Origin of the sequence: Erwinia sp. V71, from assembly GCF_965644245.1 — a bacterium.
Classification (GTDB): domain Bacteria; phylum Pseudomonadota; class Gammaproteobacteria; order Enterobacterales; family Enterobacteriaceae; genus Erwinia.
Map to the genome: position 1 here is coordinate 1 of NZ_CBFFRK010000132.1, position 12,607 is coordinate 12,607.

Here is a 12,607-nt window from a genome sequence, read left to right on the forward strand (position 1 = left end):
TTATCGGTAGTTAACCCTTCCTCCTACACTCTCCACAATCATGTCCGAGCGTTGCACTTATTATCTGAATTCGCGAGTAACCATATTAATAGCGAGGGAAATGACAGTGCACGTTTCACGAATGCTCCTTTTCTCACGGCAACTGGCAGAAAATAACATATTCGCGGAATGACAATAAACGCAGCAGTTTTTTTTCAGAATATTGGCTATCATGTCCGCAGATAACGACAACAATATTCCACTTCTGTCCGGCAGACCCTCTTTTGCAGCTGCCAGTGCAGTGTGAACGTTTTCGCCGGGAGAAAAAAATGACTGCTGAATTCACCCCACCTGCCGCTGTGGCGGGGGTCGATGCTATTTACCGTAAAATCACCTGGAAACTGATCCCGTTCCTCTGCCTGTGCTACCTGGCGGCCTATCTCGACCGTATTAATGTCGGGCTGGCGAAGCTGCAAATGGCCAGCCAGCTGGAACTGAGCGAGGCCGCATTTGGCCTTGGCGCCGGGTTGTTTTTTGTCGGTTACATCCTGTTTGAAGTCCCCAGCAACCTGATTCTGCAACGGGTCGGCGCACGCTTATGGATTGCCCGCATCATGATTAGCTGGGGATTGCTGTCCGCTGCCACCATGCTGGTCACCACGCCGTTTCAGTTCTATGTCCTGCGCTTTCTGCTCGGCGTCGCCGAAGCTGGCTTCCTGCCTGGCGTGCTGTTTTACCTGACGCGCTGGTATCCGTCCTGGCGGCGCGGACGCATGATTTCCCTGTTTATGATTGGTCTGCCGCTCTCCAGCATTGTCGGCGCACCGCTGTCTGGCTGGATTATCAGCCATTTTGATCAGCACCTGGGTTTACACGGCTGGCAGTGGATGTTCCTGCTGGAAGGCGCACCCAGTGTGCTGCTCGGTATCCTGGCGGTCTGGGCGCTGCCGGAAAGCGTGCAGCAGGCGCGCTGGCTGAGTGATGACGAAAAAGATGTCATCAGCGAGCAGCTGTGGGCCGACAAAACCGAATCCGGTGAGACGAAACACCGTTTCCGCGACGGTTTTTTCAATCTGAAAGTGTGGATGCTGGGCGGTATCGATTTCTCGATTCTGCTTAGCGCTTATGCGATGGGCTTCTGGCTGCCGACCTTTATCCGCAATGCGGGTGTCAGCAATGTGACCGATATCGGCCTGCTGACTGCCATTCCCAGTGTTGCCGCACTGTTCGGTATGCTGCTGATCAGTGCCAGTTCTGACCGGATGCGCGAACGACGCTGGCATATTATTGTGCCATTTATCATTGGTGCAGCGGCGATGGCGGCCAGTACACAGTATTCCGGTCATCTGCTGGCCACCGTCGCGCTGTTTTCGGTCGCTCAGGCGGCAATTATTGGTGCAGTGCCGGTGTTCTTCAGCCTGCCCGCCACGTTCCTGCAGGGCACGGCGGCGGCGACCGGATTTGCTCTCGCCTGTTCGCTGGCGAATATCGCCGGGCTGGTCAGTAACTCGGTGATGGGGCTGGCGCTGGATATTACCGGCAGCAGTAGTGGTGCACTGTGGTTCTTTGCGGTGTGCCTGCTGCTGAGCAGTTTGCTGGTGGTGGCGTTGCCGCCGAAGCTGGTGAACAGGTAAAGATATCGGCTGTAGTTTAACCAGTCGCTGTGAATGACAGTGACTGCACGGGGGAAATCCGGGCCGATCGGAAAGTCGCTATTCGTCATCCATGACCGCTCGGCCCGCACCATCCCTGGCGCGGGACGCTTTCCTCTTCGGCCCGGATTTCCCCGCGCTTTAACTCTGGATGTCGCTTTTAAACGGCTCCCTTCTCCCTTAAAGTGCAGAGTCGTCAGTTCCCCCTCCCCAGACCTCCCCCACTGCCCCCCTTCCCCTGTTTATCCCGCGTTTCAGAAGAAACCAAGCGGCTGCACGCTGTAACTCACCAGCAGGTTTTTAGTCTGCTGATAATGGTCCAGCATCATCTTATGCGTCTCACGGCCAATCCCCGATTTCTTATAGCCGCCAAACGCCGCATGCGCCGGATAGAGGTGATAGCAGTTGGTCCACACCCGCCCGGCTTTTATAGCCCGGCCCACCCGGTAAGCACGGTTAATATCCCGCGTCCAGACACCGGCGCCCAGACCATAAATCGAGTCGTTGGCAATGGCGATCGCCTCCGCCTCATCCTTAAAGGTGGTAATCCCCACCACCGGGCCAAAGATCTCTTCCTGGAACACGCGCATACTGTTATTGCCCTTCAGCAGCGTGGGCTGAATGTAATAACCAGAGTTGAGATCGCCCTCCAGCTTCTCGATTCCTCCGCCAGTCAGCACCTCGGCCCCCTCTTTCTGCGCAATCTCCAGATACGAGAGGATCTTATCGAACTGCTGCTGCGACGCCTGTGCGCCTACCATCGTCTCGCTGTCCATCGGGTCACCACGCTTAATGGTTTTCACCCGCTGCATCACCGCGGCCATAAACGGCTCGTAGATCGACTCCTGCACCAGCGCACGTGACGGACAGGTACAGACTTCGCCCTGATTAAGGAAGCCCAGCACCACGCCTTCGGCGGCTTTTTCGATAAACGATGGCTCAGCCTGCATAATATCTTCAAAGAAGATATTCGGTGATTTGCCGCCCAGTTCAACGGTGGAAGGGATCAGATTCTTCGCTGCCAGCTGCAGAATATGGCCGCCCGTGGCGGTGGACCCGGTAAAGGCCACCTTGGCGATACGTGGATGTGATGCCAGCGCTTCCCCGGCTTCACGGCCAAAACCATGCACCACATTCAGCACGCCGGCAGGCAACAGATCACCGATCAACTCAGCAAACAACGTAATGGTCAGCGGCGTCTGCTCTGCGGGTTTCAGCACCACACAGTTGCCCGCCGCCAGCGCCGGAGCAAGTTTCCAGGCCGCCATCAGCAGCGGGAAGTTCCACGGAATAATCTGCCCGACCACGCCCAGCGGCTCATGGAAATGGTAAGCAGCGGTATGTTCATCAATCTCGGCTGCGGTTCCTTCCTGCGCGCGCAGACAACCGGCGAAATAACGGAAGTGATCTACCGCCAGCGGTAAATCCGCCGCCTGCGTCTCGCGCACAGGCTTGCCGTTGTCCCATGTTTCATTCACCGCAATACGTTCGAGATGCGCTTCCAGCCGGTCGGCAATTTTCAGTAATGTCAGGGAACGTGTCTGTACCGAGGTTTTCCCCCAGGCATCCGCAGCGGCATGGGCGGCATTAATCGCATTATCAACATCTTCCAGCCCGGAGCGGGGAAATTCCCCAATCACCGAACCATTCACCGGCGAGGTATTGGTGAAATACTCCCCTTTTACCGGGGCAACAAACTCGCCGTTAATATAGTTGCCGTAGCGCGACTGGAGGGAAATCAGGGAGTCTTTAAAACCAGGATAGGCGTAGCGCATGGTGTTTCTCCTGCCTCTATTGTTGGTTGTTATTAACAATCGAATAACACACCATTAACGCTGGCAGACGAAACGCGAGATGTCAGATCGCAACGGCAGAAACTGTGATGTCGTCTGAAAACTCCGTGATGAAAGGCCGGGATCAGCCCGGCCCGTTGCTTAACCGGCTTTCACCTGCTGCTGACGTGCGTCATACCAGAAACGCTCCAGCAGGGTACGCGCCCAGTCAGTGCCCTGCACCCGGCGACCATCATCCACCACTTCTGCGGGCAGACAGGCAGTCATAATCTCCGCATCAAACTCCGGGTGGAACTGCACTGACAGCGCCGCCGGGGTGTAGCGGATAATCTGACAATCATCGACGGCCGAACGCGCCAGCACCCGCGCGCCTGCAGGTGGCTGCAACACCGACTGGCGATGCGACAGCCAGGCATCGAACTGTGCAGGAAGTGCCGCGAGTAACGCGTCATCCGCCGCCAGATTGTCCAGCGCCTTCAGACCGCGCTCCCAGCCACGTGGGTTATCGGCCACCTGACCGCCGAGGGCATACGACATCAGCTGATGCCCGTAGCAGACACCGAGCAACGGCAGCTGTGCGTCAATCGCCCCGCGCACCCAGGCGGCAGTGCGCTCGCTCCAGTCGGCATGGTCGGTGACCATCGCCCATGAACCACTGAGTATCGCCGCCGACACCTGCTGATAATCAGGCAACGGCTCACCAAGATGTGGCCGCACCACCAGATACTCACCGGGCTGTAACTGCAGCGCCTGGATAAACCACTGCGCCTGCTCGCCCACCTGCTGGCTGACCGCCGCAGGCGGCACTTCCAGCTGAATAATCGCTAAAGGAGCTATTGCTAAAGATGACATGCTAAATCCGAATCCTTGTCAGTTAACGCCGGTACTGCGCCTGCTGATTGTCTCAGTTTGCGCTGGCACAGTTTGGCATTTCCTGCGGCTGACGTCTCATACCTTTTTCAGCGGACGTTATGCAGACTTACGGAAAAAAATAACTGCTCTGCCCGCAGCTTAAAACGCTGTTTCATGTCATCATTAGCAGGTGGGTAAACAACGCAACAGTTAAGGACTGCGTCGTGGCATTGCGTCATTTTTTTCTGGTTTTAATGGTGGTTTCCGTCTGGGCATTTAATAACGTCGCAGTGAAGTGGGGATTGCACGATATCCCGCCGCTGATGATGATTTTTATGCGTTTTGTTGTGGTGGCAATTGTGCTGATCCCGTTTTGCCGCATCACACGCGATCAGCTGCGTTTCCTGATCCCGCTGGCCTTTACCTTTGGATTTATGCACTTTTCGCTGCTGTTTGTCGGTATGAAATTTACCGATGCCGGAACTGCCGCGGTGGTGGTGCAGCTGGGCACGCCCATGGCGATGCTGCTGGCAATGCTGATCCTGAAAGATAAGCTGAAGCTGGTACAGATAGTCGGTATCGCTATCTCCTTCTCCGGCGTGGTGGCGCTGACCGGCAGCCCGACCATTCCGAGCTGGTGGGTGTTGTGTCTGCTGTTAAGCAGTGCGGCGGGCTGGGCGATCAGTAATCTGATTGTGAAGAAATCGCCGCCGATTAAGCCATTAACCCTGACAGCGTGGATCTCGTTTCTCGCCATCCCGATAGTCGGTGCTGCGTCGTGGCTGACCGAAAGCAACCAGGTTGAATTACTGCTGAATGCCAGCTGGCGCGGCTGGTTCGCAATCCTCTACAGTGCGATTGCCTCGTCGATTATCGCCTACTCGGTGTGGTACAGCCTGCTGAAGAAATACAACGTCAACCTGCTGATGCCGTACTCGCTGCTGACGCCGGTGCTGGCGGTGATCATGGGGGTGCTGGTGCTGGGCGACAGCATGAACCTGTTTAAGGTCAGCGGCGCGTTGCTGGTGATTCTCGGCACCGCAATTTCGGTGATCAATCTGCGTAATCTGCGCATGCATGCCCGCTTCCCGCGCATTACACGGCGTAAAATACCCTGAGTCTTATGCCTCTTCCCCCATTTTATGGGGGAGGGAATCAATACCCCTTCCCCCGCTTTAGTGGGGAAGGCTGGGATGGGGGAGCAAGCAACTCCGCGTCTGCTGTTTCCCCTCCCTGACCTCCCCCATTTTATGGGGAGGGAATCTTATCCCCCTTCCCCTTCTCGCTAAATTTGTGATCTGTCTGACATTTTCCCTGATTTGGTTTCATTTTTGTTTCCTTCCGTTTTTCACCGCTGCGTATGATCGCTGTCACTTTCTGGTCCCTATGGCCTCCCTTAGGCTCTTATTCATTAGCTGAGGTGACTATGTTTCTTGAAGAGCGACGCGAAAAAATCATTGATTACCTTGAAGATGTTGAACGCGCCAGCGTGGCCTGGCTTGCCAGCACCTTTAACGTCACCAAAGAGACTATTCGCAGTGACTTAAGCGCGCTGGCGCGCCAGGGTCTGGTGCAGCGCTGCCACGGTGGCGCAATTATCGTGCGACGTAATCTGCAGTCCAGGCTGATCAAAGAGACCGGCGGCAACTTCGCGGTATTGCTGAAACGTCTGGAAAGTCAGCGTCATAAACAGCCGTATCAACGGGAAAAAACACGCAAGATGAAAGGCAAAGTCTGCATTCTCGGTTCGTTTAACGTCGATATCGTGGCAAAAGTGGCGCGCTTTCCCAAAGGTGGCGAATCGCTGCTGGCGCTGGGCAGCACGCTCGGCCCGGGCGGTAAAGGCGCGAACCAGGCGATGGCCGCCAGCCGCGCCGGCGCACGTGTGCACTTTGTTTCCAAAGTCGGCACCGACCAGTTCAGCCAGTTCGCGTTTGATCATCTGTCCGGTTCCGATATTCACTCGTTCCGGCTGTATCAGACCGATGCCGAACCCACCGGCAACGCGATTATTTATGTCTCACAACAGAATGGCGAGAACATGATCGCCATCTACTCCGGCGCGAACCAGACCATCACCGACGATGAAGTGGCGGAGCTGACGCACGAGCTGGCAACGGCGGATGTGCTGCTGTTGCAGCTGGAGAATAACTTCTCCGCCACGCTGAATGCGATGAAGCTGGCGCAGGCGATGGGGGTGCAGGTGATTATGAACCCGGCGCCGTTCTCCAGCGACATTCTCTCCTGCCTGCACTATGTCGATGTGGTGACGCCGAATGAAACCGAAGCTTCGCTGTTGTCCGGCATCGAAGTGACCGATCTCGCCAGCGCACGCGAAGCGGCACAGGCGATTGTCCGTCAGGGTGCACGGCGGGTGATTATTACTATGGGTTCGCGCGGTGCGCTGATCTATGACAACCAGCAGTTCCAGCATATTCCCGCCTTCCCGGCGCTGAGTGTTGATACCACCGGTGCGGGCGACGCCTTTAATGGCGCGTTTGCCGCCGCTATCGCTGCGGGCGATACCATCGCCCAGGCGGCGACCTATGCCGCCGCCTTTGCCTCGCTGGCGGTCGAGCGTGAAGGGGCATCGAATATGCCCCAGCAGCAGCAGGTCGCGGTCAGGCTGGCGCAACGCTGATAACCCCTTTTAACCATCCCGGCAGTGTGTGACTGCCACCAGGAGAGAACAATGAAACAGATTGAAGGTATTGTGCCGGTCATGCTGACGCCGTTTAACGCGGATAATCAGATCGATTATCCCGGTATGGCGCGTCTGATTGACTGGTATCTGCAACAGGGTGTCGATGCGCTGTTCGCCGTCTGCCAGTCCAGCGAAATGCAGTTCCTCAGCCTGCAGGAACGTGTGGAACTGGCGCAGTTTGTCGTGCAGCAGGTCGCTGGCCGTGTGCCGGTGATCGCATCCGGCCATATCAGCGACGCCATCGACCAGCAAATTGCTGAACTGACCGCCATGGCGGAGACCGGCATCGATGCGCTGGTGCTGGTCACTAACCATCTCGACCCGAAAAACGAAGGTAGCGAGGTGTTCTTCCACACCCTGAACCAACTGCTGGACGCCCTGCCCGCCGCTCTGCCGCTGGGTCTGTACGAGTGCCCGGCGCCGTATCGCCGCCTGCTGAGTGACGAAGAGTTCAGCTTCTGCGCCAGCAGCGGTCGCTTTGTGGTGCTGAAAGACGTCAGTTGCGATCTGCCAACGGTGAAAAAACGCGTACAGCTGGCGTCCGGTACGCCGCTGAATGTGATCAACGCCAACGCCGCCATTGCCTGGCCGGCGATGCAGGCCGGTTCGAAAGGCTTCAGCGGCGTGTTTACCAACTTCCATCCTGAGCTGTATCACTGGCTGTATCACAAAGGTGCGCAACAGCCGGAACTGGCGCATGAGCTGTCGCTGTTTCTGTCACTCAGCGCCGTCACGGAAACCCTGGGTTATCCGAAGAACGCCAAAATCTACCACCAGCGCCTCGGCACCTTTGGCAGCGAGTTCTGCCGCGTAAACAAAGATGACGTGCTGGAAAAATTCTGGGGCCTCAGCGTGATGCTGGATCAAATCCATCAGGGCACCACGCTGTGGAACAGGAAAATCGCGGGCTAGTCCTGTGTCCGGGTGGCGCAGCTCGCGCCATCCGCTGTACCTGAAAACCCGCTAACGATAATTATACGGGGATACCACTATGATCATTTGCAATCGCCTGGACTGGGCGAGGGAAAAACACGCCTTTCATCCGGTCATCGACCAGGCTATCAGCTGGATTAGCCGTACCGATTTCAGCACCTTAGCCACCGGGAAATATGACATTTTGCCGGATAACAAGATGTTCTGTCTGTTGCAGGAGATGGAGACGGTGCCCGCCAGCGACATGCGCGCCGAATCGCATTTCAGCTATGTCGATATTCAGTATCTGCTGCAGGGCAAAGAGGCCATCGGTGTCGCCCGCGCCACAGCGGATCACCAGGTCGTCGAAGATCGCGCGGCGCAGCACGATATCGTGTTCTATCAGCACACCCACAACGAATCGATGATTGCGCTGGAACCGGGCATGTTTGCCGTGTTCTTCCCGCATGATGTACATCGCCCGTGCTGTCAGAGCGATGGCGTCAGCGCCATTCGTAAAGCCGTGATCAAAATTCACCTCAGCCTGTTCACCTGCGAGAATCCATAATGAAAAACGCGCACTCTGCTCTGACCACGGATAAACTCTCTGCGGCTTCTGCTGTCCACGCCTCGCCGTTATCGCGCCTGCGCTGGGGTATTGTCCTGCTGCTGCTGATTGCGGCGGTGGTCAACTATCTCGACCGCGCTAACCTCAGTATCGCCAATACCACCATTGCGGCGGAGTTTGGTTTCTCGCAGACCGAAATGGGCCTGCTGTTGTCCGCTTTCCTGTGGCCGTATGCGCTGGCCAACCTGCCTGCCGGCTGGCTGGTGGATAAATTTGGTCCGAAGCGCATGTTCTCGTGGGCGCTGGGATTGTGGTCCAGCTTTACCGTGCTGGCCGCGTTTGTGAACAGCTATTCGTTCTTCTATGGCCTGCGCATGCTGCTCGGCGTCTCTGAATCCCCGTTCTTTACCTCCGGGATTAAGATCACCCACCGCTGGTTTGGGGATAAAGAGCGTGGCCTGCCGACCGCTATCATCAACACCGGTTCACAGATTGCGAACGCTATCGCGCCACCGATCCTCACCGTGCTGCTGCTCAGCTTTGGCTGGCGCGGGATGTTTATTGCCATTGGTCTGATGGGCCTGCCACTGATTCTGGCGTGGCTGAAGTTCTACCGCGACCCGGATGCGCGTGAAGATGCGCTGATTCATGCCGGGCAGCGTACCGTGGCGGACAGTGATGACAGCAAGGCGCAGACCAGCTGGGGCGCACTGTTTAAGCAGAAAACCACCTGGTTTATGGTGCTGGGTAACTTCTCGATTATGTTCACCATTTGGGTGTATCTCACCTGGCTGCCAGGTTATCTGGAAAAATCGCTCGGCTTCAGCCTGAAAGCGACAGGCTGGATCGCCTCTATCCCGTTCCTCGCCGGTATTTTTGGCGTGCTGGTCGGTGGCATGCTGTCGGATCGTCTGGTCCGTCGCGGCATGAAAGCCATCAGCGCACGTAAGATCCCGATTGTGCTGGGTGCAGCGATGGCGGCCTGCTTTGTGGCACCAATCCCGTTTGTCAGCAGTACACCACTGGCGATTACCCTGCTGTCGCTGGGTTACTTCTGTTCACAGATGCCACAGGGGGCAATCTGGACGCTGGCGACCGATATCGCGCCGAAAGAACAGGTGGCATCACTGGGGGCCATTCAGAACTTTGGTGGTTTCCTTGGGGCGGCGATGGCACCGATTGTCACCGGGGTGATTCTGGATATGACGGGCAAATTTACCAACGTGTTCCTGCTCGGTGCGGCGTTACTGATGCTGGGAGCGATTAGCTATGGCTTCTTTGTCAGGAAGCCGATGAAAGTGATCAACTAACGCGCGGCTAAGGCCATCGGTTTGCAGAAAAAGGACGGAATCAGATACTGCATCGCTTTTTGTTCAGAACCTGCTCAGGGCACGCAGTCAGCTTCTGAAAGACGCAAAACGCGTCATCCCTGATGGCTCGTCCCGCGCCGTCCATGGCGCGGGACGCTTTCCTCCGCTGACCGCGTGCCCTGCGCCCAGACGTTGCTGCATATTTTTCCGGCACGATGCCAGCAATCTTTAACACGGGCAGCATTAGCCGCCCGTATCTTTTACTCTTCGTCCAGCTCGTCGCGCATCGCCTGCAACGCTTCGCGGCTCAGCAACGCCAGCGTGCGATAGAACGGCGTGGTGGCATGCGCTTCCACTTTCCCGAGGAACTGACCACACCACGGCAGCAGATAGTCATCAAACAGCGCAATCTGCGCGGCAGACTCGTCTTCCTGCGACTGATCTTCCAGCCATGAAGCTGCCAGCAGCAGCAGACCAAAATGATCCGCAGGCGCATCGCTTAACGGCATCCCGCGCTGCTGCAGGAAAGCACGCACATCCGCTTCCTGTGGGCCGTTTTCCCACTGTGAGCCATACGGCGGCACACTGCATTCGCTGCCGACGAACAGCGCATTGTAATCCGCAGCCAGCAGTTGCGGGTCGCTGTTGTTCTGCAGCCGGGTTAACAGCTCATCCTGCTCCAGCGGCCACTGTTGTTGCAGCTTGCCTTCACGCAGCAGCGTAAACAGCGGCACCAGCAGCGGGTCCTGTGGCTGGCGGTTAAACAGCGAGCCAAGGATGCGGCAGATGATGGAAAACTCATTCATTAATATCAGTCCAGTTCAAACGTGACAGGGTCACAAATAGTCAAAATCACGGATAGGCTTACCACCGCGCGCTTCAAGGAAATCCAGCAGGCGACGCGGCGTGACATTTAACACGCGATCTTCAGGAAAAGCCACCTCCTGCACGGTACGCAGGCAGTGTTCGAAGTTGCCCAGCGTAAAGGAGATATGCGAATCCGAGCCGAATGACAGCCAGCCGCCCGCATCCCGCACCGCTTCGGCCACCTTCACGCAGTTCGGCGCACTGCCGACGCGCGAGGTGGTAAACGAGGAGTTATTCAGCTCCAGCGCCACATTATGTTTCGCCGCGGCTTCCGCCACCGCGCGGATATCGATCGGATATTTTGGATTACCCGGATGCGAAATAATATGCACATTGCCGCTGGCAATGGTGGCAATCATCGCTTCAGTATGCGTGGCCTGATCCTGCGGTCCCCAGACCGGTTCATGGAAACCGGCGATCACCAAATCCATCGATTCCAGCAGCGGCCCCGTACAGTCGATCTCACCGGCGATATTTTTGATATTGGCTTCAATACCGCGCAGCACCGCCACACCGTCGATCACGCGCGGCCACACTTTGCGGTTGATAAAATGCCACGGGTGCGGCGCATCCGCCATTTCCGGGCCGTGATCGGTAATCGCCAGCAACTGAATGCCGATTTTGTTCGCCTGCGCGATATAGTCATGCAGCGTACTGTAAGCATGCGTGCTGGCGATGGTATGCATGTGAAGATCAACCGGGTATTGCATGTGCTCTCCTCTCTGAGATTCAGTAACCGCGTGCGATATCAACCCGCCCTGGCGGCATTTCACCTGCTTCGCGTTGTGCGATGGATTTAGCAATATAGTTCATGGCTTCTTCCGGCAGCGTCACCGCAGCATTATGCGGCGTAATTGTGACACGCGGATGCGACCACAGCGGGCTGTCCTCGCTCAGCGGCTCGCGGGCGAACACATCCAGTGCCGCAGCTTTGATTTCACCGGCATCAAGTGCTGCCAGCAAATCGTCTTCAATCAGATGCGCGCCGCGCGCCAGGTTGATGACAAAGGCGCCGGGTTTCAGCTGCTGTAACAGCTGGCGGTTAATCATGCCGACGGTCTGCGGCGTGTTCGGCAGCAGGTTGATTAGCACCTGCGTACTGGCGAGGAACGGTGCCAGTTGATCGGCGCCATGATAGCTGGTGACGCCGTCAATCTGCTTCGCGGAGCGGCTCCAGCAGCTGACCGGGAAGCCCCAGGCGGCAAGGCTGCTCGCCACGCTGCCACCCAGTACGCCCGCACCGAGCAATCCGATGGTGAAATCTTCGCGACGATAGTTCTCCAGCGGCTGCCACAGAGCCTGTTGCTGCTGATGGCGGTAATCATCGAAACGGCGGAACCAGCCCAGTACAGTATGGACGGCATACTCCTGCATCTGCAGCGCCATGCCGGTATCTTCAAGACGGAACAGCGGCACGCCAGCGGGTAATAAATCAGGGTATTGTTTCAGGCGGGAAAGGATACTGTCGACACCGGCGCCGAGAGCAAAAACGCCTTTCAGCGTATCGCGTCCCTGCAGCATTTCGGTTGGCGGATTCCACACCAGCGCATAATCGGCTGGCGCATTATCGCCGGGCTGCCACTGACGTAAGTTAACCTGTGGCAAACGCTGTTGTAATCCCTGGCTCCAGTCACTGACATTAAAGGTCGGGTGATAGAAAATAATATCCACTGCATCTCCTGTTTTTTTCTCGGTTTTCTTTAGGCTCGGAGAAAATGGCGCGGGTGGCAAGCGATATTTCGCGCTAATGGCTTGCGCGGACTGAGGTTTTACGGTGAATTTGCCAGCAACCTGCTGCAAAACTGTCTGGTTGAGCGCGCGAATGGTGAAAGATGATTGACGGCACGCGGGGAAATCCCTACATTAGCGCCCGTCGGTAAGCTGCTTAGCGACAACAATATGGTGAGGTGTCCGAGAGGCTGAAGGAGCACGCCTGGAAAGTGTGTATACGGCAACGTATCAAGGGTTCG

11 protein-coding genes are annotated in these 12,607 nt (G+C 56.8%); 6 read left to right on the plus strand and 5 right to left on the minus strand.

Annotation, left to right across the window (positions count from 1 at the left end; translation table 11 throughout):
- Window positions 1–308 precede the first annotated feature (308 nt).
- Entirely contained in the window at window positions 309–1,613 is a 1,305-nt protein-coding gene (locus ACSZO1_RS19205) for an MFS transporter (protein ID WP_437615492.1), read from the plus strand.
- A gap of 272 nt (window positions 1,614–1,885) precedes the next feature.
- Here ACSZO1_RS19205 and exaC read toward each other — a convergent pair whose 3' ends face one another.
- Both exaC and ACSZO1_RS19215 read right to left on the minus strand, forming a co-directional pair.
- Window positions 1,886–3,406: an acetaldehyde dehydrogenase ExaC gene (exaC, locus tag ACSZO1_RS19210; protein WP_437615494.1), complete on the minus strand. Its 1,521-nt coding sequence runs from the start codon at window positions 3,404–3,406 to the stop codon at window positions 1,886–1,888.
- Window positions 3,407–3,565: 159 nt separating this feature from the next.
- A complete protein-coding gene (locus ACSZO1_RS19215) occupies window positions 3,566–4,276 on the minus strand; it encodes a glutamine amidotransferase (protein ID WP_437615496.1) in 711 nt (236 codons plus the stop codon).
- Window positions 4,277–4,500: 224 nt separating this feature from the next.
- Here ACSZO1_RS19215 and ACSZO1_RS19220 point away from each other — a divergent pair, with 224 nt between their 5' ends.
- From ACSZO1_RS19220 to ACSZO1_RS19240, 5 genes are all read left to right on the plus strand, one after another.
- Window positions 4,501–5,394 (plus strand): DMT family transporter, encoded by an 894-nt coding sequence (locus ACSZO1_RS19220; RefSeq protein WP_437615498.1) that lies wholly within the window; start codon window positions 4,501–4,503, stop codon window positions 5,392–5,394.
- A 308-nt stretch (window positions 5,395–5,702) separates the two neighbouring features.
- The gene (gene rbsK / locus ACSZO1_RS19225; protein ID WP_437615500.1) at window positions 5,703–6,917 is read left to right on the plus strand and encodes a ribokinase; all 1,215 of its coding nucleotides are present in this window, start codon (window positions 5,703–5,705) and stop codon (window positions 6,915–6,917) included.
- A 51-nt stretch (window positions 6,918–6,968) separates the two neighbouring features.
- Window positions 6,969–7,892 (plus strand): dihydrodipicolinate synthase family protein, encoded by a 924-nt coding sequence (locus ACSZO1_RS19230; RefSeq protein ID WP_437615502.1) that lies wholly within the window; start codon window positions 6,969–6,971, stop codon window positions 7,890–7,892.
- Between the two features lie 79 nt (window positions 7,893–7,971).
- The gene (locus ACSZO1_RS19235) at window positions 7,972–8,460 is read left to right on the plus strand and encodes a YhcH/YjgK/YiaL family protein (protein WP_437615504.1); all 489 of its coding nucleotides are present in this window, start codon (window positions 7,972–7,974) and stop codon (window positions 8,458–8,460) included.
- Window positions 8,460–9,770 carry an MFS transporter gene (locus ACSZO1_RS19240; RefSeq protein ID WP_437615506.1) on the plus strand — a complete coding sequence of 437 codons (1,311 nt, stop codon included), beginning with the start codon at window positions 8,460–8,462 and terminating at the stop codon, window positions 9,768–9,770. The genes ACSZO1_RS19235 and ACSZO1_RS19240 overlap by 1 nt, the downstream gene beginning before the upstream one ends.
- Before the next feature lie 260 nt (window positions 9,771–10,030).
- On the opposite strand, the gene ACSZO1_RS19245 is transcribed toward ACSZO1_RS19240, so the two are convergent.
- Genes ACSZO1_RS19245 through ghrA form a run of 3 tightly spaced genes read right to left on the minus strand, consistent with a single transcriptional unit; the run spans window position 10,031 to window position 12,308 of the window.
- Window positions 10,031–10,576, minus strand: coding sequence for a TorD/DmsD family molecular chaperone (locus tag ACSZO1_RS19245; RefSeq protein ID WP_437615508.1), 546 nt, complete (start codon window positions 10,574–10,576; stop codon window positions 10,031–10,033).
- Between the two features lie 30 nt (window positions 10,577–10,606).
- Window positions 10,607–11,347 (minus strand): phosphatase, encoded by a 741-nt coding sequence (locus tag ACSZO1_RS19250; protein WP_437615510.1) that lies wholly within the window; start codon window positions 11,345–11,347, stop codon window positions 10,607–10,609.
- A 19-nt stretch (window positions 11,348–11,366) separates the two neighbouring features.
- Window positions 11,367–12,308 carry a glyoxylate/hydroxypyruvate reductase GhrA gene (gene ghrA, locus ACSZO1_RS19255; RefSeq protein ID WP_437615512.1) on the minus strand — a complete coding sequence of 314 codons (942 nt, stop codon included), beginning with the start codon at window positions 12,306–12,308 and terminating at the stop codon, window positions 11,367–11,369.
- Window positions 12,309–12,607 lie beyond the last annotated feature (299 nt).

Coding starts and splice junctions, on each gene's coding strand:
- ACSZO1_RS19205 (WP_437615492.1), top strand. CDS start 309: ATGACTGCTGAATTCACCCCACCTGCCGCTGTGGCGGGGGTCGATGCT.
- exaC (WP_437615494.1), bottom strand. CDS start 3,406: ATGCGCTACGCCTATCCTGGTTTTAAAGACTCCCTGATTTCCCTCCAG.
- ACSZO1_RS19215 (WP_437615496.1), bottom strand. CDS start 4,276: ATGTCATCTTTAGCAATAGCTCCTTTAGCGATTATTCAGCTGGAAGTG.
- rbsK (WP_437615500.1), top strand. CDS start 5,703: ATGTTTCTTGAAGAGCGACGCGAAAAAATCATTGATTACCTTGAAGAT.
- ACSZO1_RS19230 (WP_437615502.1), top strand. CDS start 6,969: ATGAAACAGATTGAAGGTATTGTGCCGGTCATGCTGACGCCGTTTAAC.
- ACSZO1_RS19235 (WP_437615504.1), top strand. CDS start 7,972: ATGATCATTTGCAATCGCCTGGACTGGGCGAGGGAAAAACACGCCTTT.
- ACSZO1_RS19240 (WP_437615506.1), top strand. CDS start 8,460: ATGAAAAACGCGCACTCTGCTCTGACCACGGATAAACTCTCTGCGGCT.
- ACSZO1_RS19245 (WP_437615508.1), bottom strand. CDS start 10,576: ATGAATGAGTTTTCCATCATCTGCCGCATCCTTGGCTCGCTGTTTAAC.
- ACSZO1_RS19250 (WP_437615510.1), bottom strand. CDS start 11,347: ATGCAATACCCGGTTGATCTTCACATGCATACCATCGCCAGCACGCAT.